This is a genomic window from Bordetella genomosp. 7 (genome assembly GCF_002261415.1).
Lineage (GTDB): Bacteria > Pseudomonadota > Gammaproteobacteria > Burkholderiales > Burkholderiaceae_B > Bordetella_A.
On the sequence record NZ_NEVI01000016.1, the window covers coordinates 67,612 to 88,662 of the forward strand.

Genomic DNA, 21,051 nt, shown 5'->3' on the forward strand with positions numbered 1-21,051 from the left:
GTTACTCCTTGGGTGCAGTGTCTTGCGCTTGGGGCGCCTGTGCGCCGCGCCGCAGGATGCGGCCCGGACGACGCTTCTCGCGCGGGGTGGGATAAATCTGGATTCCGTTGACCAGTACGGCCTCGATGCCTGCCGATGGCCGCTCCGGCGTGTCCCAGGTGGCGTTGTCGATCACCGTGTCGGCATCGAACACCACCACGTCGGCCCATGCGCCCACGCGCAGCACGCCCCGGTCCTGCAGGCCGAACACGCGCGCGGGCAGCGCCGTCATCTTGGCCACCGCCTGTTCCAGCGTCATGATGTTGGCCTCGCGCACGTAGCGCCCCAGTATCCGGGGAAACGTGCCCCACAAACGGGGATGAGGGTGGCTGTCGTTGGGCAGGCCGTCCGAGCCCACCATGCAGCATTCATGGCGGAAGATGCGCCGGACCTCGGCTTCGTCCATGGCGAAGTAGATTGCGCCGGCGGGCGACAGGCGCCGGGCGGCCTCGGTAGGGCTGCAATTCCAGTTTGCGGCGATATCCCGCAGGTATTGCCCGCTGCATTCGGGATGAGGCGTCGACCACGTGATGCGGATGTCGTCGATCGCATCGGCGCGCTCGGGAATCAGGATGGTGGAACTGCCCGGATATGGGTAGATGTCCAGCGCCACCTCCACTCCCTGTTCACGGGCGAGGTCGATGTTGGCCAGCGTGGCTGCGCTGCGGCCCCAGTTGCGCGGCAGCATGCACTTGTGGTGTGAGAGCACCGTGGCGCAACCGGTGGCGCGCGCCACCTGCAGCACCTCTTGCACGGCCTCTTCGACCGCATCGCCTTCATTGCGGATATGGCTGGTGTGCAAGGCGCCCAGCCGGGCCGCCACCCGGGCCAGGCCCTCGAGTTCGGCGGGCCGGGCTGCCGCGCCGGGATCGTAGGCCAGGCCGGTGCTGAACCCCACCGCGCCCGCCTGCAGCGACTGTTCGAGCATGGCTTCCATGGCCGCCTGCTCGGCGGCGGTTGGCGTGCCCGCCGGCTGGGCCATGGCGGCCAGCCGCAGGTTGGCATGCCCCACCAGCGCGGCTACGTTGATCAGGGGCTGTTGCGTGCGCAGCGTATCGAAGTAGGCCGCCATGTCGGCAAACAGCGGCGTCTGGCCCAGCAGCGCCAGCGCGGCGGCGGTATTGCCGGGCAAGGGCGCGGGCGCCCCGCTGACCCCGCAGTTGCCCACCACCACGGTCGTGATGCCCTGCGTCACCTTCCAGGGCAGATCGGGCCGCTCGACGAACATCAAGTCATCGTGGCCATGCACATCAATAAAGCCGGGCGCCACGATCCGGCCGCCGGCGTCGATTTCGCGATGCGCGGCGCGGCCCGACAGATCGCCCATCGCCGCAATGCGGTCGCCGACAATGCCCAGGTCGGCGCGGCGGCGCGGCGCGCCCCCGCCGTCTATCAGCCATCCGCCGGTGATCTTGACATCCAGTACTTCTGTATCTTGCATCGGTGTGCCGGGGCGCTGACTGCTGCCGCAGTGCGCATATCGTGGGAAAACGCCGAGTATCGCTCCCGGAATTAATCTGGAAAAATCGTTTTAGTTTATGTATCTATTCTGAATCATGATGAATCGGCTGCCCAAGCACGTCACCCTCAAGCACTTGAACGCTTTTGTCGCCGTTGCGCAGGAAGCCAGTTTTACGCTGGCGGCGCGGCGCATGTTCCAGACCCAGTCGTCCATTACGGGGCTGGTGCGCCAGCTTGAAGACGCATTGGGAACGCAGCTGTTCGCCCGCACCAGCCGCAAGGTGGCGCTGACCCAGATAGGGCAGGAATTCCTGCCGCGCGTCATGCGATTGCTGGCCGACTTCGATGGCGCGATTGAAGACGTGGTGCGCTATGGCACGCTTGAACGCGGCCGCGTGGCAGTGGCCGCGGCGCCATCGGCGATCACCGAGATCATCGCGCCGGCGGCTGCGGGATACGTGCAGCGCAGGCCTGGCATACGCCTGTACCTGCGCGACGACAACTCGGGGCGCATCCAGCGGCTGGTCGCGGCGCAGGACGTGGACTTCGGCCTGACCAGCCACTGGGCCGACGCGCCCAGCCTGCACTTCGAGCCGTTGCTCGAAGACCGCTTTGGCGTGCTGTACCACGCCGATGACGACGCGGTGCGGCCGGACCGCGCCGGCTACGTGCGATGGGCGTCGCTGGCGGGACACAAGCTGGTGGGGGTAGTAGACGAGACGGGCATCATGGCCCTGCTGCGGGGCCGCGCCGACCTGCCCATTGCCGCCGCCGCGCCATTCTATGAAGCATCCAGCACCACATCGCAGGCCGCCTTGGTAAAAGCCGGCATGGGCGTGGCGCTGTTGCCCGCGTTGGCCGCGCAGCGCGTGCAAGAGCCCGGGTTGAGGTTTTCGCTGCTGAGCCGCCCCACGCTGGTGCGCACCCTGTGCCTGATCCGGCGCCGCGACCACGCGCTGGCGCCGGCGGCGCTGGAGTTGATGCAGGTATTGCGCGAGCATGTGGCGCGCATGGAGCTGCCGCGCGGCTGCCGTGCATTGCGGGCGCCGCGCGCGCAGCCTGGCCCTACTGAAGCGTGCGCGTGAACACGAACTGGCCGTCGCGCCAATCGACGGGCACCACGTCGCGCGGGCCGAACTCGCCTTCCAGGATCAGCCTGGCGACCGGGTTCTCGATCTGCTGCTGGATGGCGCGCTTGAGCGGCCGTGCGCCAAACACCGGGTCGAAGCCGGCTCGCGCCAGCTCGGCCAGCGCGGCGTCCGAAACCTCCAGGCGCATGTCCTGCTGCTCGAGCCGGTCGGCCAGCCGCTTGAGCTGGATGCGGGCAATCGACTCGATGTGCTGGGCCTCGAGCCCGTGGAACACCACGATCTCATCGATGCGGTTCAGGAACTCGGGGCGGAACGACTGTTTGAGTTCGTCCCACACCACTGCCTTGATCACATCGTAGGGCTGCCCGGCCATGCTCTGGATATGCTGCGAACCCAGGTTGGACGTCATCACGATGACGGTGTTGCGGAAGTCGACCGTGCGGCCCTGGCCATCGGTAAGCCGGCCGTCGTCCAGCACCTGCAGCAGCACGTTGAAGACGTCGGGGTGGGCTTTCTCGACTTCGTCGAGCAGCACCACGCTGTACGGCTTGCGGCGCACGGCTTCGGTCAGGTAGCCGCCTTCTTCGTAGCCCACGTATCCGGGCGGCGCGCCGATCAGGCGGGCCACCGAGTGCTTTTCCATGAACTCGCTCATGTCGATGCGTATCATGTGCTCGTCGGAATCGAACAGGAAGTCGGCCAGCGCCCGCGTGAGTTCGGTCTTGCCCACGCCCGTGGGCCCCAGGAACAGGAACGACCCATAAGGCCGCGACGGGTCGGCCAGCCCGGCGCGCGAGCGGCGGATGGCATCGGACACCAGCCGCACGGCCTCGTCCTGGCCGACCACGCGCTTGTGCAGGTGGTCTTCCATTTGCAGCAGCTTCTCGCGTTCGCCCTGCATCATCTTGGCTACCGGAATACCGGTAGCGCGCGACACCACTTCGGCGATTTCTTCGGCGCCGACCTGGGTGCGCAGCAGCCGGGGCTTGCCGTCTTGCTGGTCGCCCTGCTTTTCGGCGCGGTCGGCCGCCTGCAGGCGCGCTTCCAGGCCCGGCAGCTTGCCATACTGAAGCTCGGCCAGCTTGTCGAATTGCCCCTTGCGCTGCAGCTCGGCCATTTCGGCGCGCACGCGGTCGATTTCTTCCTTGATGGCCTGGGTGCCTTGCACGGCCGCCTTTTCGGCCTTCCAGATTTCTTCGTAGTCGTTGTACTCGCGCTGCAGGTTCTCGAGCTCTTCTTCAATGGCGGCCAGGCGGCGCTTGGACCCTTCGTCGGATTCTTTGCGCACGGCCTCGCGCTCGATCTTGAGCTGGATGATGCGGCGATCGAGCCGGTCCATGACTTCGGGCTTGGAATCGATTTCCATGCGGATGCGCGCGGCCGCCTCGTCGATCAGGTCGATGGCCTTGTCGGGCAGGAAGCGGTCGGTGATATACCGGTGCGAGAGCTCGGCCGCAGCCACGATGGCCGGGTCGGTGATCTCGACGCCGTGGTGGATTTCGTAGCGCTCCTGCAGGCCGCGCAGGATCGCGATGGTCGATTCCACGTCGGGTTCGTTGACCAGCACCTTCTGGAAGCGCCGTTCGAGCGCCGCGTCTTTTTCGATGTACTTGCGATATTCGTCCAGCGTGGTCGCGCCGATGCAATGCAGTTCGCCGCGCGCAAGCGCAGGCTTGAGCATGTTGCCGGCGTCCATGGCGCCTTCGGCCTTGCCGGCGCCCACCATGGTGTGCAGTTCATCGATGAACACGATGTTCTGTCCGTCGTCCTGCGCCAGTTCCTTGAGCACGGCTTTCAGGCGTTCTTCGAATTCGCCGCGGAACTTGGCGCCGGCCAGCAGCGCGGCCAGGTCCAGCGACAGCACGCGCTTGCCGCGCAGCGTCTCGGGGACTTCGCCATTGACGATGCGCTGGGCCAGCCCTTCGGCGATGGCCGTCTTGCCCACGCCCGGCTCGCCGATAAGCACCGGGTTGTTCTTGGTGCGGCGCTGCAGTATCTGGATGGTGCGGCGGATCTCGTCGTCGCGGCCGATCACCGGGTCGAGCTTGCCCTCGCGCGCACGCTCGGTGAGATCGAGCGTGTACTTGGCCAGCGCCTCGCGGTGCGATTCGCCGTCGGCGCCGGACACATTCTCGCCGCCGCGCACCGCGTCGATGGCGGCTTCCAGCGCCTTTTTCTGCAGCCCCGCGTCGCGCAGGATGGTGCCGGCCTGGCCCTTGTCGTCGGCCAGCGCCAGCAGGAACAGCTCGCTGGCGATGTAGGTGTCGCCCCGGCGCGCCGCTTCTTTGTCGGTGCGGGTGAGCACCGCCTGCAGTTCGCGCCCGACCTGCACAGTGTCGTTGCCCTGCACCTGCGGCAGCGCATTCAGCGCCGAATCGAGCGCCGCGTTGACGCGGTTGACGGCCACGCCGGCGCGCGCCAGCAGGCTGGCGGCCCCGCTGTCCGGGTCGCCCAGCAGGGCGGCCAGCACGTGCACCGGTTCGATATAGGGATGGTCATTGCGGCCGGCCAGGCTCTGGGCATCGGCCAGCGCTTGCTGGAACTTGGTGGTGAGTTTGTCGAATCGCATAGGTGTCTTAGGCTTGAATGGGGAGCCTGACCGACAGGATTCGCGGCGGGCTCAATGACATACATGTGCGGGCGCGCCGGGCAATTTCAAGACATAGACGGGCCCTGGTCCACCGTTGCCGGAGCGCAACAGAACGGCTGCCGCCGTGCGCATCGCGCGCGGCTCCGCGGCATCTGTCGCCGGGCCCCCCATTGCCTACCACAAACCCGCCAGTTCTGAAACAAACACAAAAACCACCATACATCCAGCAAGCAATACAATAGGGGTTCATCATTAATTGTCGTCAGGCGCCGGTTCGCGTATAGGCTTGATCGACATCAAGGTAAATCATGCAAAAACGTGTCCCCCTGCCGCCAGATTCCGTGAACTGCTCCACCTGCATGCTCGGGCATGTCTGCATTCCGGTGGGCATGGCCGCCGGCGATGTCGAACAGCTGGACGAGCTCGTGCAAGAACGGGCCCGCATCGAGAAAGGCAAGGCGCTCTATACCCTGCAGGACCCGCTGGATGCTGTCTACAGCGTACGCTACGGCAGCATGAAAACCCAGATAGAAGATGCCGCGGGCCACGTGCAGATCACCGGGTTTCACCTGCCCGGCGAGGTCGTGGGCCTGGACGGCATGCTCGAGGGCCGACACGTGTCGACGGCGCTGGCCATGGAAGACTCCGAGGTCTGCGTCATACGTCTGTCGCAAATCGACCACGTCGCCAGCCACCTGCCGTCGCTGCAACACCAGATGCGCCGGCTGATGAGCCGCGAACTCGGCCGGTCGTACCAGATGCTGGCATCGCTGGGCGGCATGCGTTCCGAACAACGGCTGGCGGCGTTCCTGCTGAATCTGTCGCAGCGTTATGCCGCATTGGGGTATTCGTCTACCGAATTCGTGCTGCGCATGAGCCGCGAAGAAATCGGCAATTACCTGGGTCTGACGCTGGAAACGGCCAGCCGTCTGTTTTCGCGTTTCGCACGCGAAGGTTTGATAAAAATCAATCAACGCGAAGTTCGTTTGCTCGACGTGCCCACCCTGAAGCAGATGCTGGGCCAGGACGCCTGCTGACCCCTCGCGCAGACATGCGCACGCGCATTCTTCGTGCCGTCTCGGCCATGGCGATATCCCTCGCGCTGATGGCGCAGGCCGATGCGCAGACGCCCCTGCCGCCTCCGTACAACTACGACGAACCCCTGCCCGCGGCGCCGCGTCCCGCACCCGCCCCGCAGGATATGCGGCTGGGCGCCGGCAAGCAGACATACCGCATGCCGGTATATGCGAACCGCAAGCTGGCGGGCCCGCTCGACGATGTGCGCCGCGTGGTGGTGATGCTGCCCGACGACCGTGGCGATGCAGACCGCCATTACCAGCACATCGACACCCTTTTGCAGCGCGATGCCGAGCGCCGCGCCGATACACTGGTCCTGGCGCTGGAGTTCCCCGGCGTCGTCGACACGGGCCACGCCGGCCGCCCGGCGTGGCGCAAGGCCGCCTGGCAGAACGGCGGGCTGAGCGTGCGCGCGTCGGGCCGCCCCGGCCCGGTCGGCGCCTTCCAGGTGCTCGACGACCTGCTGGGCTGGCTTGCCGACCGCCAGCGTCTGCCCATGCTGGCGCAGGTGGTGCTGGCCGGACACTCCGGCGGCGCGCAGCTGCTGCAGCGCTACGCCATCCTCAACAACGCCGACGGCCCGCTGCGGCAGGCGGGGCTGGCGATACGCTACGTCATCGCCAACGCGCCGTCATACCTGTATCTGGGCAACGAACGGCCGCGCCGCCGCGGCGCCGGCTTCGAACCCTACGAGCGGGGTATCTGCCCGACGTACAACCAGTACCCATACGGCCCGCAGAACCTGCCCCCGTATGCGGCGGGCGCCGACCCCGCCAGCCTGTTTGTGCGCTATGCGCGGCGCGACGTCGTATACCTGTTGGGCAGCGCCGATACCAATCCGGAAGCCCACGGCCTGGACCAACGCTGCGGCGCCGAGGCGCAGGGGTCCACCCGCCTGTCGCGCGGCCAGGGCTATTTGCGCTACGACCGCCTGCTGGCCAGCCGCGGCGCCAGGCAACAGGTGCTGCGCCACGAGCACCAGCAGGTCGCGGGCGTGGGGCACGACGCGGGTGCGATGTTCGGGTCGCTGTGCGGCACGCGCGCGTTGCTGGGCGACGCCGCTCGCGTCGGCCAGCAGGCCGCAACGTGCCGGCCTGTCGATCCCTGACCCGGCCCCGGGCCCGCACAGCCTGTCCGGCAGGCCGGGCTAGCGCTTGCCGCGGGGCCCGGCCGCGCCGCGCAATGGCTGCAACAGGCCCGACAAACCGTTGTGGTCGAGTTCGTGCATCAGGGCCAGCAGGCGGCCGATTTCTCCGGGCGGAAAGCCCTTGCGGGCAAACCATGCCAGGTACGGGCCGGGCAGATCCGCAATCAGCCGTCCCTGGTACTTGCCGTAGGGCATTTCGCGGGTAACGAGCCGCTCAAGGTCTTGCGGGTTCATCGACGTTGCGCCAATCGAGCGGCCATTGGCCTGCCAGCACATTCTGCAGCCACAGCGCGCAGGTCATCGTCTTGGCGTCGGTGACCGCGCCGTCGCGGCAGGCGGCGTACAGTTCATGGGGCGCGGCGCTGCACACTTCGAGAAACTCGTCATGGTCCAGGCGCGCGGCGCCCGCCACCAGCCCCCGGGCAAAGAAAATATGGATGATTTCGGTGGAATAGGCGATGGCCAGATGCATGGCGCCCGCATACGCCCATTCGCGCGCCGCGTACCCGGTTTCTTCGAGCAGTTCGCGGCGAGCACACGCCAGCGGCTCTTCGCCCGGATCGAGTTTGCCCGCCGGAAACTCGGTCATCACCCGCCCCACGGGATAGCGGAACTGCCGTTCGAGCAGCACGCGCCCGTCGTCGAGCAGGGGGATGATGACCACCGCCCCCGGATGCACGATGTATTCGCGCGTGGCCTGGCGCCCGTCCGGCAGCCGCACCGTATCGCGGCGCGCTTTCAGGAAACTGCCGTCGCACAGCGACTGGCTGTCGATCAGGGTTTCGGTCAGGTGGGCATCGGGAGCGTTCATGGTGAGCGGCTGGCTGATTCATTCGACAGCCAGGCAGCTTACCACCAGCCTGCCCCCGGCCTACCTGCCGCGCCGTTGCTCGAGTTCTTTCAGGCAGGCCGCCACGCCGCCCTGCAGCTGGGCGTTGCCTATGGCTTCGCGGTCCACCTGCGCGCGGCAGCGCTGGTATTCGGCCACGCTTTCGGGCGTGTCGCGCACGGCGGGCGCCGCCGGGGCGCCGGGCTGTTCGGTGATGCGCAGGGTGGACGGCGGCGATTTGCCGTCTTGCGAGGGAAAGCTGAGCTGCTGGGGCTGCTGCGCCCAGCCGCTGCCTGCGGCGCCGAACAGGCAGGCCATTGCCGCAATGCCGCCGATCAGGGTCTTTTTCATTTGCATGCGTCCTTTGAACAAAATGATCCGTGGGCGCCAGGCCGGCGCCGCAAAGGGTTATCGTAACGTCGGCGCGACCGCGCGGCGCGCCGCGCGGGTTCCAAACCGCAACAAAGCCTAACCGACCTCGCCGTTCCGAATCCCCATGATCCTGCTGGACACCCGTATTGAACGCACACTCGACGCCTGGCTGCGCCAGTATGGCGACCGCGCCTGGGCAGGCGCCACGCTGGAAGGCTGGGTATTCGAAGGCTTGCAAGCCCGCCGGGCCGCACAAGCGCGCCTGGCCGAAATGGGCGTGCGCGCGACACTGCGCAGCGCCTACAAGCCCCTGCTGCACTTCTTCCTGGAAGAGGCCGACACGACAGACCTGGCCGCCGTCATTGCGCATTACCCGGTACATCCCCTGGCGCGCCCGAACCGCTTCACGCTCGAGGCCTACCCGCTGGCAGGCCTGCTGGGGACGGCCACATTGCAGTTCGTGCCGGGCACGGACGATCTGCACTACCGGATCGAGCTGCACTATCGGGATGGCCGGCGCAGCGATCATTCTGTCTACGCGCCCAATCGCATCGTCAGCGCGGACGACGCAACGCCGCTGCTGTCGCCCGCCGGATGGTTGCGCGTGCGCGACGCGGCTGGCAACGCCGTGACCGACGCTGCCCACGCCACAGAATTCGAACTGGCCTTCAGCGCCGCGGTCGATGCGGTTCGGGCCCACGAATGGCCCGGCCAGGCGCCCCATTTCGAGCGGCTCGACATACGCATCGATGTGCCGGGCATGGAATTCGACGCCGGCGGCGATGGCGGCCTGGTCAGCACCTATGAAGCCCTGCACGAAGACGTGTACTTCACCCTGATCGAGTTCTTCCAGCGCCATGCCGGCCTGCCGCCGGGCGACCGGCGCCTGCGGCCGGGGCAGATCGTTCCGGATGTGCGGCATACCACGGGGCCGGCGCGTGTGCACGTGTCGACGCGCGCGTTCGACCCGCCGGCGGCCCTTGTGCAGGCGGCGCCCACGCCGCTGGAGGCCATCCAGGCGCCGCTGGAGCCCGCGCAGATCGCCGCGCACATGGCGGCGCTGGGCGGCATGCCCATACAGGCCCGGTCGCGCCAGGGACGTCCGGTACTTGGCGCCTATATCGCCGGCCCGGGACCGGCCGTGTTCATCTCCGGCGGACAGCATGCCAACGAGACCTCGGGCGTGGTGGGCGCATTGCGCGCGGCGCATGCCCTGCTGGACGCGGGCGAGGCTCACTTCGCGCTGGTGGCGGCCGAAAACCCCGATGGCTACGCGCTGCATCGCGAACTATGCCTGCAGCACCCCCGCCATATGCATCATGCGGCGCGCTACAGCGCCCTGGGCGACGACGTGGCGTACCGCACTCATGCGCCGTTCTTCGAGCAAGAGGCGCGGCGCGCCGCCCTGCGCGCCAGCGGCGCACGCCTGCACATCAACCTGCATGGCTATCCGGCGCACGAGTGGACCCGCCCCCTGTCAGGCTACTTGCCGCGCCAGTTCGAGTCGTGGACCTTGCCCAAGGGCTTTTTCCTGCTGTTGCGTCATCACCCTGGCTGGGCCGAGGCGGCCGGCACGTTGATGGACGCGCTGTGCGGGCGCCTGGCGCAGGTGCCGGGCCTGGCGGCATTCAACGCGCGCCAGGCGGCCCTGTGTGAAGCCCATGCACTTGAAAAGGCCTTCGCGACGCGACACGGCATCGCCTGCGTCGTCGTCGAAAGCGTGCAGGAAATGGCGCCCTTATCGCTGATAGCGGAATATCCCGACGAGACGGTGTATGGCGCCGAGTTCCGCCAGGCCCACACCGTGCAGATGGAAACCGTGCTCGCCGCCGTGGCGGCATACCGCAGCCTGGCGCACCGGTGGGCGGATCTGCCCGTCGATGCCGACAACGCACCGTAACACTTGCGGCGCGGGTAACGCGCTATGGTTGAACGCACGTGCAACACGGCAAGGACGACCAATGAACACTTCCACGCTGCGTTATATGCTGCCCTGCATGCTGGCGGGCGCGCTGCTGGCCGGCTGCGCCCAGGATGGGCAGCCCGCGAAAGACCCCGTCAAGGCCCGGCCCACCCTGGCCAGCGAACACAATGCGCGCAATTCGCTGGACTGGGCCGGAACCTACGAAGGCACCTTGCCCTGCGCCGATTGCCCCGGCATCCGCACGCGGCTGGAGCTCACGCCGCAAGGCCAATACGAGCTGCAGACCCGCTACCTGGACCGGCAGCAGGCCCCCACGGTGCAGCGCGGCAACTTCGAATGGCAGCCCGACGGCAGCACGATACGGCTGGATCAGGCGGGCGACGAACAATCGTTCTTCGTGGCCGAAGGCAGACTGATCCAGCTCTACCAGGATGGCACCCGCCCCAGCGGGCCGCTGGCGCCGCACTACGAACTGAAGCTGCTGCCCTAGCGCGTGCCGGCCTGGCGCTCCTGCCAGGCTCGCAGCGCTTCGCGATAGCGTTCCATGGCTTCGTCATAGAGGTCGTACACGCACGGAATGCAGCCGCTCTGGCAGCAGTCGCCCGGCTCGGGAGCCTGCGGCGGCTGTGGGCGCGGGTCGGGCGCGGGGTCGCGGGCTGACTTGGATGCTCGGGTCTTGGCCATAGGCAACATTATCGCGCTGTGGCCCGGCCGTATCGGACGTGCCCGGCCGCAGGCGCGCTATAGCGCCGCCAACGAGCGGTGGGCGGACGCGCCCGCCGTGGCATGGCTGCCGGCGTCGCCGCTGACTGCATAGGGGTCGGTGCCGGCCCAGAAGCCGCTGACCAGGCCGGCGGGCGGCGCGCAGGCGATGACGCGTGCCGAGACGTCCCAGGCATCCATGCGCACGCGCAGCCCGGCGTATACGCCATGACCCGGCCCCGCTTCGATCCGCCCGCCTGCCTCGATGCCTTCGCCCACCCGGATCGCGCCGTCTGCCATGACGTGGCCATCCGCCTTGATGCCCCAGCCGGCTTCCAGATGGTCGCCGCAGAGAAGGTCGCCTGCAACCTGAATGCCGCGCGCGGCGCAGATTTCGCCCTGTACGCGCACGGCGTCACCCGACTTGATGCCTTGTTCGCAACGCAGCGAGCCGCCGATTTCCAGGCCCTGGGCTGCGATCACCATGCCGGCGGCCGACAGATCGTCGCCGCTACGGATGTCCCAAGCGGCGCGCAACGCGCCCCCGCACTCCAGCTTGGCGCCGGCGCTGATGCCCCAGCCCGCCTGGATGTCGCCGCCCGCTCGGATGGTGCCTTCGCTGATGATGCTGCCCTGCGCCTCGATGTCGCCCCCTGCCGCGATGGACGTGCCCGCGCGCACGCCCGCGCCGCTGACAATGCGCCCGCCTGCGCGCACCAGCGAATCGACCGAAATGCCCTGCCGGGCCACGATCGTGCCCGCATAGACAATTGCCGTGGCGTCGATGACATCGACCTCGAGCACGTGGTCGGTGGGGCCGAACTGGTCAAGCAGCCAGCAAGCGTCGTCGATACGCCCGTCGGCCACCAGGGCGTCCAGCACGGCCTGGTAATCGCCGTGCCCATTGTGGTCGCGCAAAAACCATTTGTAACCGCTGGCGCACGGATTCTTGGCTTTGACGAAGTTCTTGGTGAGTTGCATGGCACTACGCAATGATGAAAAGCGATTGCCCCCGGCGTGCGCGGCGCCGGTGGCAGTGAACCAGGCCCGCATGCACACGGCATGCGGGCCTGAAAGAATCAGTAAGGGGATCGCGGCGCGAGCGGCTTGAGGCCGGGCCGATTAGCCGGGTTTGGCGCGTGCGTAGGCGGAGCGCACGGCGACGTCGTGCGAGCCCACGGGCGTGGGACGCAGGAACGCAAAAATACCGAGTAGCGCAAAGGGCGCTGGGACAGACCGTGTCATGACGCCCTGCATCCTACCACCCGGGGCGGGCGCGTCAAGCCCCCTGGGAGCCGGGCGGAGCCGTGCGCAGCGGGAGCGGCCGGCTTCGCGCCGGCAACGCCCCCCCGGGGGCTTACACCACCGTGAGCGTCACGTCGATATTGTTGCGCGTTGCGTTCGAATACGGGCAGACGATATGGGCGCGCTGCACCAGGTCTTCGGCCTGCTCGCGCGGCATGCCGGGCAGCGAGATCTTCAGCTCAACCTCGATGCCGAACCCGTTCGGAATGGGACCAATGCCCACCGAGCCGTCGACGGAGACATCCGCCGGAATGGCGATTTTGTCGCGGTTGGCGACGAATTTCATGGCGCCCAGGAAGCACGCCGAATAGCCGGCGGCAAAAAGCTGTTCGGGGTTGGTGCCTTCGCCGCCCGCGCCGCCGAGTTCGCGCGGCGTGGTCAACTTGACGTCGAGCACCTGGTCGGACGACACGGCGCGGCCGTCGCGGCCACCGGTGGCCTTGGCATGAGCACGATAGGCAACTTTTTCGAGAGACATGGTGCGTTCCTTTAAAGAAGGTCAGGGGTCAATGGCACTATGCACAAAGTACCGCCCGCCGCGCGCCGATACAAGGTGCAGGCAGTGCAATCGCGCACGAAGCCGCAGTGGGCGGCGCAGTCCGTAGAATAGGCGGTTCTCTTTTCAACCGCTTGACGGCAGGAACCGCATGGAAACCGAACTCGACGGGCGACTGCTGGCGCTGCGCCAAACCGTGGCGCTGGCGTTGGCATTGTCTACCCGCAGCAATCCCCAGGCCACGGAACTGGCGCTGGACATCCTGGCCGACATGAAGCAAAGCGCAGCGCACGAGCCATCCGACAGCCCGTTCGACGCGCCGCCCTGGGCGGCCGGGGCGCAGGACGAACTGGACCAGATTGCCCGCCTGGTGCGCGCCTTTACCGCGCAACCCGACGCCGACGCATAGCCGCCGGCCTAGGCGCGGGCAGCCCGGCGCAAGGCCTGGGGCGGCTGCCCGTATCGGCGGACAAAAGCGCGGCGCATGCGTTCGGCATCGACAAACCCCGTGACACGGGCCACCGCGTCGATGGACATCAGGCCCGCCTCGATATGCGCGCGCGCGGTCTCGGCGCGGACGCGCTCGACCGCCTTGGCCGGCGTCTGCCCGGTTTCGGCCTTGAAGCTGCGGATGAACTGGCGCGGGCTCAGGCAGGCCACCGCGGCCAGTTCTTCGACGCTGAGCGGCGCGGTCAGGTGCTGCCCGATGTAGCCCAGCACTCGCCGCATCCGCTCGCTGCGCGGATCCAGGTCCTGCAAGGCCGAGAATTGTGACTGCCCGCCCGCGCGGCGGTGATACACCACCATGTCGCGCGCGGCCTGGCGGGCAATGTCCACGCCCAGGTCTTCTTCGACCATCGCCAGTGCCAGGTCGATACCGGCGGTGATGCCCGCCGAGGTCCAGACGCCACCGTCGCGCAAATAGATCTTGTCGCTGTCGACCCTGACGGCGGGATACCGGCGCTGCAGCTCGGCCGCATGGCGCCAGTGGGTCGTGGCGCGGCGGCCGTCGAGCAGCCCCGCCGCTGCCAGCACGAAGGCGCCGGTGCACACGCTGGCCACCCGGGCACGCCGTTCGACGGCGGCCTGCAATACGGCGCGTGCGCCGGCCGTTATGGCGCAGGTGCGCGGCCCTTCGCCGCCCGGCACCAGCACCAGATCGGCCCGCGCCTGGCGCCATGGCCGCGTGGCGACTTCTATTCCGGCCGAACTGGCCACCCGGCCGCCGCGCGCCGACACCAGGTGCAGCACGTAGGCGGGCGAGCCCCTGCCGCCAGCCGCCTCGCCCGCCGTCTGGAAAACCGACAGCGGGCCGGCCATATCCAGCAACTGAAAACCGGGCAGCATCAGGAACGCGACGTGGATCGGCATGGCATTTTTAGTGGGAAATGTGTCATTCACGCCATAGCATCCATCGCTACAGTGGGCGCTGTCAATCCTTACAGCACAACACCCATGCCCTCCTCCGCCACCCCGCGTGCCGGCCGTCGCAATGCGCACATACTCGCCGTATGCCAGGCGCTGTACATCGCGGCCATCTCTATCGACCTGACACTCACCGCGCTGACCGGCCACATGCTGGCGCCCGACAAGGCGCTGGCCACGCTGCCATTCGCCCTGATAACCGTGGCCGGGGCGGCGGTGACCTGGTTCGCGTCCGTGTTGATGCAGCGCATCGGCCGGCGCGCCGGCTTCGCACTGGGCGGGCTGGCGGGCATGGCCGGCGGGCTGTTATCGGTATGGGCGGTATTTCGCGCCGATTTCTGGCTGTTCTGCGCGGGCACCGCGCTGGTGGGCGTGTTCCAGGCGTTTGCGCAGTATTACCGGCTTGCTGCGGCCGACGCCGTGCCGGCCGCGGCCAAGGCGCGCGCGATCGCCGTCGTCATGGCCGGCGGGGTGATCGCCGCGCTGGCAGGGCCGATGCTGGCGGCCTGGAGCCGCGACCTCTTCCCGCTGGCGGCCTTCGCCGGCGCCTACCTGATGGTGGCGTTGCTGGGCGCGGCCACGGTGGCGCTGCTACTGGCGGCCTACCGCGACCTGCCCGACGTGGCCGGCCAGCCGGATCCGCAGATGGACGAGGCGCCCGCGCGACCGCTGCGTGTCGTGGTCCGCCAGCCCATCTTCGTGGCGGCGCTGGCCAACAACGTCGTGGGTTCCGTGACGATGATGTTCGTCATGACGGCCGCTCCCCTTGCGGCGGTGGCGTGCCATCACAGCATCGACGACGGCGCGCACATCATGCAATGGCACCTGGTGGGCATGTACGCACCGGCCTTCTTCGCGGGCGCGCTCATCAAGCGCTGGGGCCTGCCCGCCATACTGGGGCTGGGCATGCTGCTGAATGTGGTGTCGGCGTTCGTGGCGGTTGCCTCGACCAGCCTGCCCGCCTTCTATGCCGCGCTGTTCCTGCTGGGCGTGGGCTGGAACTTCATGTTTGTCGGCGGAACCACGCTGCTGGCGCAGTCGTACCGGCCCGCCGAGCGCGGCCGCGCCCAGGGCGCCGCCGAACTGCTGCGCTATGGCGCCACCGCCCTGGCCACGCTGGCCGCGGGCCCGGCGCTGGATCTGTATGGCTGGCAGGCCATCAACGTGGCCATGCTGCCCATCGTGGCACTCGCGGCCCTGATGACGGGCTGGTGGGTGCGCAGCGGACGGCGCGACGTGGCGCTTGCGGTGTGACCGCGGCAAGCGCGCAAGGCGGCTGAGCCTGCAGCCCGGTCGCTTAGCGTTTAGAATTGCCGCACCATGTTGCGCCTGACTGCCCCGACACGACTACGCCATCGCGCCGCCATCTGGCTGGCCTTGTGCGTATTCGTGCTGAAGGCGCTGGTGCCGCAGGGCTTCATGCCGGGCACCGACCCCGGCGCCACGCTTATCCAGTTGTGCTCGGCGGCCGGCCCGATCTGGGTCGAAGGGCCGCACAAGGCCGATCACCGGCCCGACGCCCAGCATGCCGAACAATCGGCAATGTGTCCGGTGGGCGTTGCGCTGGCCGCATTGCCGCTGATGTCGGCCCCCGCGGGCGTGGCCCCGGTGTTCGACGCCACGCCCATGCGCATTGCCGCGCGCGCGCCGCCCGCGCACGCTTGCGGCGTCCCACCTTGCGCGCCTCTGGGCGCGCGTGCTCCTCCTCTGCGTCTCGGTTAACAGATTCCGGCCCATCGCCATGCGATGGCCTCGTCGTTTCTAACCGGGAAATCCCATGCTTTGTCATTCCGCCAGGACATCCGTCCTGCTGCGGCGCACGGCTATTGCCGCGGGCCTCGCGTTGCTTGCGCCCCTGTGCGCACGCGCGCAGGACGCCGCCGACGCGCCCGTGGCCACCCTGCCCGCCATTTCCGTATCCGCCAGCGAACCCACGCTGGATCAGCCCGCCGCGACAGGCTCGTTCCTGTCGCTGACGCCCCTGCAGACACCCGCCAGCCTGGACATCATCACCAACGAGCAATTGCGTGAACGCGGCGATGTCTCGGTCATGGACGCCATCACCCAGGCGCCCGGCATCAGTGCATTTCGCCACCCCGGCAATGGCGGATCGTCGCTGTCGTCGCGCGGATTCACCGACTCGAATTCGGTCGCCATTCTGTACGACGGCATACGGCAGTATGGCGGACTGGGGCAGACCTTCGTATACGACCCCTGGTCGGTCGACCGCATTGAAGTCTTGCGCGGCCCGGCCTCGGTGCTGGTAGGTGAAGGCGCCATCGGCGGCGTGGTCAATATCATTCCCAAGAAGCCCGGCCGCGGCCCCATCCAGAACGAAGTGCAGGCGGCCGTGGGCACGCACGATACGCAGCGCCTGGCCTTCGGCAGCGGCGGCGCGCTGGACGAGCGCTGGTCGTATCGCGTGGACGCCAGCGGCAACCACAGCAATGCCGGCATGAGCCTGGGCGATGCGCAAAACGCCGCGATAACGGCCGCGCTGCGGCTGGACGTATCGCCCACCCTGAACTTCACGCTGACGCACGCCCATGCCTGGCAAGAACCCGCCCGCTACTTCGGCACGCCGCTCATCGACGGGGAAATCGATTATTCGCTGCGCCACGAGAACTACAACGTGGCCGACAGCAAGATCATCTACCGCGACAGCCGCACCGAACTGCAGGCCGAATGGTCCCCTGCCGCCGCCACGACCGTACGCGGGCGCGTGTACTACCTGGGCAGCGACCGCGACTACCGCAATGTCGAGAACTACACCTGGCAACCCGGCAGCGGCCTGATCGAGCGCAGCGCCTACACTGCCATCCAGCACGACCAGTCGCAGGTTGGCGCGCGGGCCGATGCCGTGCACACGCTCGAGCTGGCGGGCCTGCTCAACCAGGTGGCAATAGGCGCCGAAATCAACCGCAGCCGGCTCACGCATACCAATAATTCGCCGTATGGCGGAACCTCGCTGGTGGATCCGCGCGATGTCGACCATGGCGAATTCATCAACGAAGCGGGTACATTCCCGCGCTACCGCAATACCGCCACCCAGTACGCCCTTTTTGCCGAAGACCGGCTGGTGTTGAATGAACAATGGTCGCTGCTGGGCGGCGTGCGCTACGACCATATCGACCTGCATCGCGAAGACCTGGCGGCCGGCGCCACGGCCTACCGCCGCACCTATACCAATGTGGGCTGGCGGGTGGGCGCCGTATACAACGTGCTGCCGACGCTGGCGCTTTATGGCCAGTATTCCCGGGCCGCCGACCCGGTGGGCAGCCTGCTGTTGATGTCGCCGGCCAACAAAGACTTCGAACTGTCGCAGGCCCGCCAGATCGAAGTCGGCATCAAGCAGACGTTCTGGGACAACGCCGGCGAATGGACGCTGGCTGCCTATCACATCCGCAAAAAAGACCTCGTCACGCGCGACCCGGACGACCCATCGCTGCGCGTGCAGGTCGGCAGCCAATCCAGCCGTGGCCTGGAGTTGACGCTGGGCCTGGACCTGGGCCGCCACTGGCGCCTGGACTTCAATGGCGCCATGCTGGACGCCCGTTACGATGACTACACCGATACGTCCGGAGGGACCGCGGTATCCCGGCGCGGCAACGTGCCGCCCGATGTGCCCGAGCGCCTGGCCAACCTGTGGCTGAGCTGGCGCTTTGCGCCCCAATGGACCGCCAGCGCCGGCCTGCGCTATGTGGGCAAGCGGTTCGCGGACAGCGCCAACCAGCTGGAAATGGCGGCCTACACCACCACCAACCTTGCCCTTCAATGGGATGCCCGGCGCGACCTCACTCTTGCCCTGCGCGCCTACAACGTCTTTGACAAGCAGTACGCCGAGACCGCTTACTACAACCAGACGCAATGGCTGCTGGGCGCGGAGCGCCGCGTGGAGCTGTCGGCCCATTATCGATTCTGACCCCCTGACACCATGAACACTGACACCAAGACGATCGACTCCGTCGCCGACACCGACGCCGTGCGCCGCGCACATGTGTACAGGGCCGTATGGCGGTGGCATTTCTACGCCGGGCTGCTGGTCCTGCCTTTCCTGATCCTGCTGGCGATTACCGGCGCCCTGTACCTGTTTCACCACGAGATCGAAGACGCCTGGTACCGCGACCTGCGCCAAGTCCGGCCGGCCGACAGCCCCGCCCTGGCGCCATCGGCGCTGGCCGACGCGGCGCTGCGCGCCCATCCGGGTACGCTGGCCAAGTACCTGCCGCCCGCCGCGCCCGACGCAAGCGCCCAGGTGGTGGTCAAGCCCGCCGACGGCGCCAACATGAGCGTCTACGTCAATCCGTACAACGGCCGGGTGCTGGGCGCGCATGCCGAGCGCGACACGCTGATGTGGACGATAAGGCGGCTGCACAGCCTGGACTATTTCGGGCCGGTGGCCAACGGCGCCATTGAAATCGCGGCCGGCTGGTCGATCTTGCTGGTGCTGACCGGCGCGTACCTGTGGTGGCCGCGCGGGCGCAAGCACGGCGTCATCAGTGTGCGCGGCAAGCCGCGGCAGCGCGTGTTCTGGCGCGACACCCATGCCGTGACCGGCGCCATGGTCGCGCTGTTCATTCTGTTCCTGGCGGTCACCGGCATGCCGTGGTCCATTGTGTGGGGCGGCAAGGTCAACCAATGGGCCAACGGCAACAACTTCGGCTACCCGGCGGGCGTGCGTGTGGCCGTGCCCATGTCCGATGAACACCTGGCCCACCAGGGCCCGACCACCTGGTCGCTCGAGCAGGCCCGCGTGCCCCGGTCGGCGCACGCGCATGCCGCGCAAGCCATCGGGTTGGACCAGGCCGTCGCCGCCTTCGACCGGCTTGGCCTGGCGCCCGGATATGCCGTGGTCATGCCGCGCGACGCGACGGGCGTGTATACGGCTTCGGTGTATCCGGATGATCTCGCCCGGCAGCGCGTCGTGCACCTGGACCAGTACACGGGCAGGCCCTTGCTGGATATGAGCTACGCCGACTACGGGCCGTTGGGCAAGGCCCTGGAGTGGGGCATCAACGTGCACATGGGCCAGGAGTTCGGCCGTGCGAACCAGCTGGTGCTGCTGGCCGCCTGCCTGGGCATGGTGCTGCTGAGCGTGTCGGGCGCCGTCATGTGGTGGAAACGCCGGCCCTCGGGCGGCCTGGGCATACCACCGCTGCCGCACAATCGCCGGGCCTTGCAAGGCGTCATGGCGGTGATGATCGCGGGGGGCATCGTGTTTCCGCTGGTGGGAGCCTCTCTGGTGATCATGCTGCTGGCCGATTTGCTGGTGCAGCGCCGCGCGCGTGTTGACACTGCCGTGCCCGGCGTGTAGGTTTGCATCATCATGACTGCGCGCGCCCCATCCACCCATTTCGTTCATTGCGCGGCCGCTGGCCGCCAACGGGGCGCGGCTCATCTCATCGTCACCGTCGTCGCACCGCCCGCCGGCCAGCCGGCCGGTCGCGCGGCGCCACCGCCGCCCGCGGCCCGCAAGGGCTGAACGCAGCCGGCTGCCCGCAGCCCGGCTGCCAGCGTTTTCCTGGCGGCTCCAGCATCCCGATTCCTTCGTACGTCCGTCGCACTGCCGTGCCGGACGCGCGCGCCGGAGCCTGTGCATTGACTGACGGGTGACACACTCATGACAAACGAAAAAACGGCGTTCGCCGCTCATGGCGCCACGGCGCTTTTCGTGCTGCTGTGGAGCAGCGGCGCGATTGTCTCTAAATGGGGGCTGGCTTATGCCTCTCCCTTCGCCTTCCTGATATTGCGTTTTTCTCTCGCACTGCTTGCCCTGCTGGCGCTGGCCCGCGCGGCCGGCCATCCGTGGCTGCCCGAGCGCGGCGCGCGCACGCGCAGTGTGGCGGCCGGCCTGGCCATGATGGGCGGCTATTCGGCGTGCTATTTCCTGGCCCTGGATAGCGGCCTGACACCCGGCGTGCTGGCCACCGCGCTGGGCGCGCAACCCTTGCTGACCCTGGCGCTGGTGGAGCGGCGCTTCGGCTGGCGCCGCATGGCAGGGCTGATGCTGGCGTTGACCGGACTGGTGCTGGTCATGTGGGACGGCATCGAGGCCGCGCGCTTTTCCATCATCGGCATGCTTTATGCGGCAGGCGCGCTGTTATGCATGACGGGGGGCGCCATCCTGCAGAAAAGCCTGCGCCAGCCGCCATTGCGCGCCCTGCCGCTGCAATACCTGGCCGGGTTGATGCTGTGCGTGGCGCTCGCGCCATGGCAGCCGTGGCAAGCCACGCTCGGCGCCGGCCTGCTGGCGACATTGCTGTGGCTGGGCCTGGTCATTTCGGTAGGCGCCACCCTGCTGCTGTACCGCCTGATCCAGGCCGGCAACCTGGTCAATGTGACCAGCCTGTTCTACCTGGTGCCAGGCGGGACCGCACTGCTGGACTACCTGCTGCTGGGCAACCCGCTGGCGCCCCTGGCCATGGCCGCGATGGCTCTCATCCTGGCCGGCCTGGCACTGGTGCTGCGCAGCGCACCATAGCGGTAGCGGGGCGCCCCGTGAAGGGGCGCTTCAAGGGCAGCCTGTATCCAGCATTATCAATAATGTTATTGACCATCAAAGCGGCACGGGTGTAACGTCCCCTCACCGCATC

At 67.8% G+C, this 21,051-nt stretch carries 20 protein-coding genes; 11 read left to right on the plus strand and 9 right to left on the minus strand.

The annotated features are described in order from the left end of the window. Nucleotide 1 precedes the first annotated feature (1 nt). A complete protein-coding gene (locus tag CAL18_RS11060) occupies nt 2-1,480 on the minus strand; it encodes an N-acyl-D-amino-acid deacylase family protein (RefSeq protein ID WP_038852070.1) in 1,479 nt (492 codons plus the stop codon). Between the two features lie 118 nt (nt 1,481-1,598). Here CAL18_RS11060 and CAL18_RS11065 point away from each other — a divergent pair, with 118 nt between their 5' ends. Continuing rightward, complete coding sequence (locus CAL18_RS11065; RefSeq protein ID WP_026638786.1) at nt 1,599-2,585, plus strand: LysR family transcriptional regulator; 987 nt, start codon at nt 1,599-1,601, stop codon at nt 2,583-2,585. Here the strand turns inward: CAL18_RS11065 and clpB are convergent. Further along, nucleotides 2,566-5,160, minus strand: a complete 2,595-nt coding sequence (gene clpB, locus CAL18_RS11070; protein WP_094817859.1) for an ATP-dependent chaperone ClpB — start codon at nt 5,158-5,160, stop codon at nt 2,566-2,568. The two genes, CAL18_RS11065 and clpB, sit on opposite strands and share 20 nt — an antisense overlap. A gap of 329 nt (nt 5,161-5,489) precedes the next feature. On the opposite strand from clpB, the gene CAL18_RS11075 reads away from it, so the two are divergent. Both CAL18_RS11075 and CAL18_RS11080 read left to right on the plus strand, forming a co-directional pair. Continuing rightward, nucleotides 5,490-6,218: a helix-turn-helix domain-containing protein gene (locus CAL18_RS11075; protein WP_026638788.1), complete on the plus strand. Its 729-nt coding sequence runs from the start codon at nt 5,490-5,492 to the stop codon at nt 6,216-6,218. 47 nt (nt 6,219-6,265) lie between these two features. Continuing rightward, the gene (locus CAL18_RS11080) at nt 6,266-7,366 is read left to right on the plus strand and encodes a hypothetical protein (RefSeq protein WP_094817893.1); all 1,101 of its coding nucleotides are present in this window, start codon (nt 6,266-6,268) and stop codon (nt 7,364-7,366) included. A gap of 39 nt (nt 7,367-7,405) precedes the next feature. On the opposite strand, the gene CAL18_RS11085 is transcribed toward CAL18_RS11080, so the two are convergent. Genes CAL18_RS11085 through CAL18_RS11095 form a run of 3 tightly spaced genes read right to left on the minus strand, consistent with a single transcriptional unit; the run spans nt 7,406 to nt 8,552 of the window. Further along, the gene (locus CAL18_RS11085; RefSeq protein WP_026638790.1) at nt 7,406-7,639 is read right to left on the minus strand and encodes a DUF3820 family protein; all 234 of its coding nucleotides are present in this window, start codon (nt 7,637-7,639) and stop codon (nt 7,406-7,408) included. After that, nucleotides 7,620-8,216 (minus strand): NUDIX domain-containing protein, encoded by a 597-nt coding sequence (locus CAL18_RS11090; protein WP_094817860.1) that lies wholly within the window; start codon nt 8,214-8,216, stop codon nt 7,620-7,622. The genes CAL18_RS11085 and CAL18_RS11090 overlap by 20 nt, the downstream gene beginning before the upstream one ends. 60 nt (nt 8,217-8,276) lie before the next feature. Further along, a complete protein-coding gene (locus tag CAL18_RS11095; RefSeq protein ID WP_331280275.1) occupies nt 8,277-8,552 on the minus strand; it encodes a hypothetical protein in 276 nt (91 codons plus the stop codon). A gap of 178 nt (nt 8,553-8,730) precedes the next feature. Here CAL18_RS11095 and CAL18_RS11100 point away from each other — a divergent pair, with 178 nt between their 5' ends. Together CAL18_RS11100 and CAL18_RS11105 are read left to right on the plus strand one after the other, a co-directional pair. After that, complete coding sequence (locus CAL18_RS11100) at nt 8,731-10,506, plus strand: M14 family zinc carboxypeptidase (RefSeq protein WP_038852074.1); 1,776 nt, start codon at nt 8,731-8,733, stop codon at nt 10,504-10,506. A gap of 61 nt (nt 10,507-10,567) precedes the next feature. Then, the gene (locus CAL18_RS11105) at nt 10,568-11,020 is read left to right on the plus strand and encodes a copper resistance protein NlpE (protein WP_038852076.1); all 453 of its coding nucleotides are present in this window, start codon (nt 10,568-10,570) and stop codon (nt 11,018-11,020) included. Here the strand turns inward: CAL18_RS11105 and CAL18_RS11110 are convergent. From CAL18_RS11110 to CAL18_RS11120, 3 genes are all read right to left on the minus strand, one after another. Next, nucleotides 11,017-11,214, minus strand: a complete 198-nt coding sequence (locus CAL18_RS11110) for an oxidoreductase-like domain-containing protein (protein WP_026638794.1) — start codon at nt 11,212-11,214, stop codon at nt 11,017-11,019. The two genes, CAL18_RS11105 and CAL18_RS11110, sit on opposite strands and share 4 nt — an antisense overlap. Before the next feature lie 57 nt (nt 11,215-11,271). Next, complete coding sequence (locus tag CAL18_RS11115) at nt 11,272-12,213, minus strand: hypothetical protein (RefSeq protein ID WP_026638795.1); 942 nt, start codon at nt 12,211-12,213, stop codon at nt 11,272-11,274. Nucleotides 12,214-12,589: 376 nt separating this feature from the next. Then, nucleotides 12,590-13,015 carry an organic hydroperoxide resistance protein gene (locus CAL18_RS11120; protein ID WP_026638796.1) on the minus strand — a complete coding sequence of 142 codons (426 nt, stop codon included), beginning with the start codon at nt 13,013-13,015 and terminating at the stop codon, nt 12,590-12,592. 169 nt (nt 13,016-13,184) lie between these two features. On the opposite strand from CAL18_RS11120, the gene CAL18_RS11125 reads away from it, so the two are divergent. Beyond that, on the plus strand, nt 13,185-13,442 hold the full coding sequence (locus CAL18_RS11125; protein ID WP_026638797.1) for a hypothetical protein: 258 nt from the start codon (nt 13,185-13,187) through the stop codon (nt 13,440-13,442). 8 nt (nt 13,443-13,450) lie between these two features. Here CAL18_RS11125 and CAL18_RS11130 read toward each other — a convergent pair whose 3' ends face one another. Continuing rightward, nucleotides 13,451-14,404 (minus strand): GlxA family transcriptional regulator, encoded by a 954-nt coding sequence (locus CAL18_RS11130; RefSeq protein WP_026638798.1) that lies wholly within the window; start codon nt 14,402-14,404, stop codon nt 13,451-13,453. Nucleotides 14,405-14,488: 84 nt separating this feature from the next. On the opposite strand from CAL18_RS11130, the gene CAL18_RS11135 reads away from it, so the two are divergent. The 5 genes from CAL18_RS11135 to CAL18_RS11155 all read left to right on the plus strand — a co-directional run bounded on the left by CAL18_RS11135 (nt 14,489) and on the right by CAL18_RS11155 (nt 20,939). Then, entirely contained in the window at nt 14,489-15,712 is a 1,224-nt protein-coding gene (locus CAL18_RS11135; RefSeq protein WP_038852078.1) for an MFS transporter, read from the plus strand. Between the two features lie 66 nt (nt 15,713-15,778). Next, complete coding sequence (locus CAL18_RS11140) at nt 15,779-16,180, plus strand: DUF2946 family protein (RefSeq protein ID WP_170940327.1); 402 nt, start codon at nt 15,779-15,781, stop codon at nt 16,178-16,180. A gap of 55 nt (nt 16,181-16,235) precedes the next feature. Next, nucleotides 16,236-18,380: a TonB-dependent receptor gene (locus tag CAL18_RS11145; RefSeq protein ID WP_026638801.1), complete on the plus strand. Its 2,145-nt coding sequence runs from the start codon at nt 16,236-16,238 to the stop codon at nt 18,378-18,380. Between the two features lie 12 nt (nt 18,381-18,392). After that, the gene (locus tag CAL18_RS11150) at nt 18,393-19,772 is read left to right on the plus strand and encodes a PepSY-associated TM helix domain-containing protein (RefSeq protein ID WP_094817861.1); all 1,380 of its coding nucleotides are present in this window, start codon (nt 18,393-18,395) and stop codon (nt 19,770-19,772) included. Between the two features lie 306 nt (nt 19,773-20,078). Further along, entirely contained in the window at nt 20,079-20,939 is an 861-nt protein-coding gene (locus CAL18_RS11155; protein WP_094796821.1) for a DMT family transporter, read from the plus strand. The last annotated feature ends 112 nt before the right edge of the window (nt 20,940-21,051 follow it).

Excerpts from the sequence above, each read along its gene's own strand:
- CAL18_RS11060 (WP_038852070.1), bottom strand. The coding sequence starts at position 1,480 with ATGCAAGATACAGAAGTACTGGATGTCAAGATCACCGGCGGATGGCTG.
- CAL18_RS11065 (WP_026638786.1), top strand. The coding sequence starts at position 1,599 with ATGAATCGGCTGCCCAAGCACGTCACCCTCAAGCACTTGAACGCTTTT.
- clpB (WP_094817859.1), bottom strand. The coding sequence starts at position 5,160 with ATGCGATTCGACAAACTCACCACCAAGTTCCAGCAAGCGCTGGCCGAT.
- CAL18_RS11075 (WP_026638788.1), top strand. The coding sequence starts at position 5,490 with ATGCAAAAACGTGTCCCCCTGCCGCCAGATTCCGTGAACTGCTCCACC.
- CAL18_RS11080 (WP_094817893.1), top strand. The coding sequence starts at position 6,266 with ATGGCGATATCCCTCGCGCTGATGGCGCAGGCCGATGCGCAGACGCCC.
- CAL18_RS11085 (WP_026638790.1), bottom strand. The coding sequence starts at position 7,639 with ATGAACCCGCAAGACCTTGAGCGGCTCGTTACCCGCGAAATGCCCTAC.
- CAL18_RS11090 (WP_094817860.1), bottom strand. The coding sequence starts at position 8,216 with ATGAACGCTCCCGATGCCCACCTGACCGAAACCCTGATCGACAGCCAG.
- CAL18_RS11095 (WP_331280275.1), bottom strand. The coding sequence starts at position 8,552 with ATGGCCTGCCTGTTCGGCGCCGCAGGCAGCGGCTGGGCGCAGCAGCCC.
- CAL18_RS11100 (WP_038852074.1), top strand. The coding sequence starts at position 8,731 with ATGATCCTGCTGGACACCCGTATTGAACGCACACTCGACGCCTGGCTG.
- CAL18_RS11105 (WP_038852076.1), top strand. The coding sequence starts at position 10,568 with ATGAACACTTCCACGCTGCGTTATATGCTGCCCTGCATGCTGGCGGGC.
- CAL18_RS11110 (WP_026638794.1), bottom strand. The coding sequence starts at position 11,214 with ATGGCCAAGACCCGAGCATCCAAGTCAGCCCGCGACCCCGCGCCCGAC.
- CAL18_RS11115 (WP_026638795.1), bottom strand. The coding sequence starts at position 12,213 with ATGCAACTCACCAAGAACTTCGTCAAAGCCAAGAATCCGTGCGCCAGC.
- CAL18_RS11120 (WP_026638796.1), bottom strand. The coding sequence starts at position 13,015 with ATGTCTCTCGAAAAAGTTGCCTATCGTGCTCATGCCAAGGCCACCGGT.
- CAL18_RS11125 (WP_026638797.1), top strand. The coding sequence starts at position 13,185 with ATGGAAACCGAACTCGACGGGCGACTGCTGGCGCTGCGCCAAACCGTG.
- CAL18_RS11130 (WP_026638798.1), bottom strand. The coding sequence starts at position 14,404 with ATGCCGATCCACGTCGCGTTCCTGATGCTGCCCGGTTTTCAGTTGCTG.
- CAL18_RS11135 (WP_038852078.1), top strand. The coding sequence starts at position 14,489 with ATGCCCTCCTCCGCCACCCCGCGTGCCGGCCGTCGCAATGCGCACATA.
- CAL18_RS11140 (WP_170940327.1), top strand. The coding sequence starts at position 15,779 with ATGTTGCGCCTGACTGCCCCGACACGACTACGCCATCGCGCCGCCATC.
- CAL18_RS11145 (WP_026638801.1), top strand. The coding sequence starts at position 16,236 with ATGCTTTGTCATTCCGCCAGGACATCCGTCCTGCTGCGGCGCACGGCT.
- CAL18_RS11150 (WP_094817861.1), top strand. The coding sequence starts at position 18,393 with ATGAACACTGACACCAAGACGATCGACTCCGTCGCCGACACCGACGCC.
- CAL18_RS11155 (WP_094796821.1), top strand. The coding sequence starts at position 20,079 with ATGACAAACGAAAAAACGGCGTTCGCCGCTCATGGCGCCACGGCGCTT.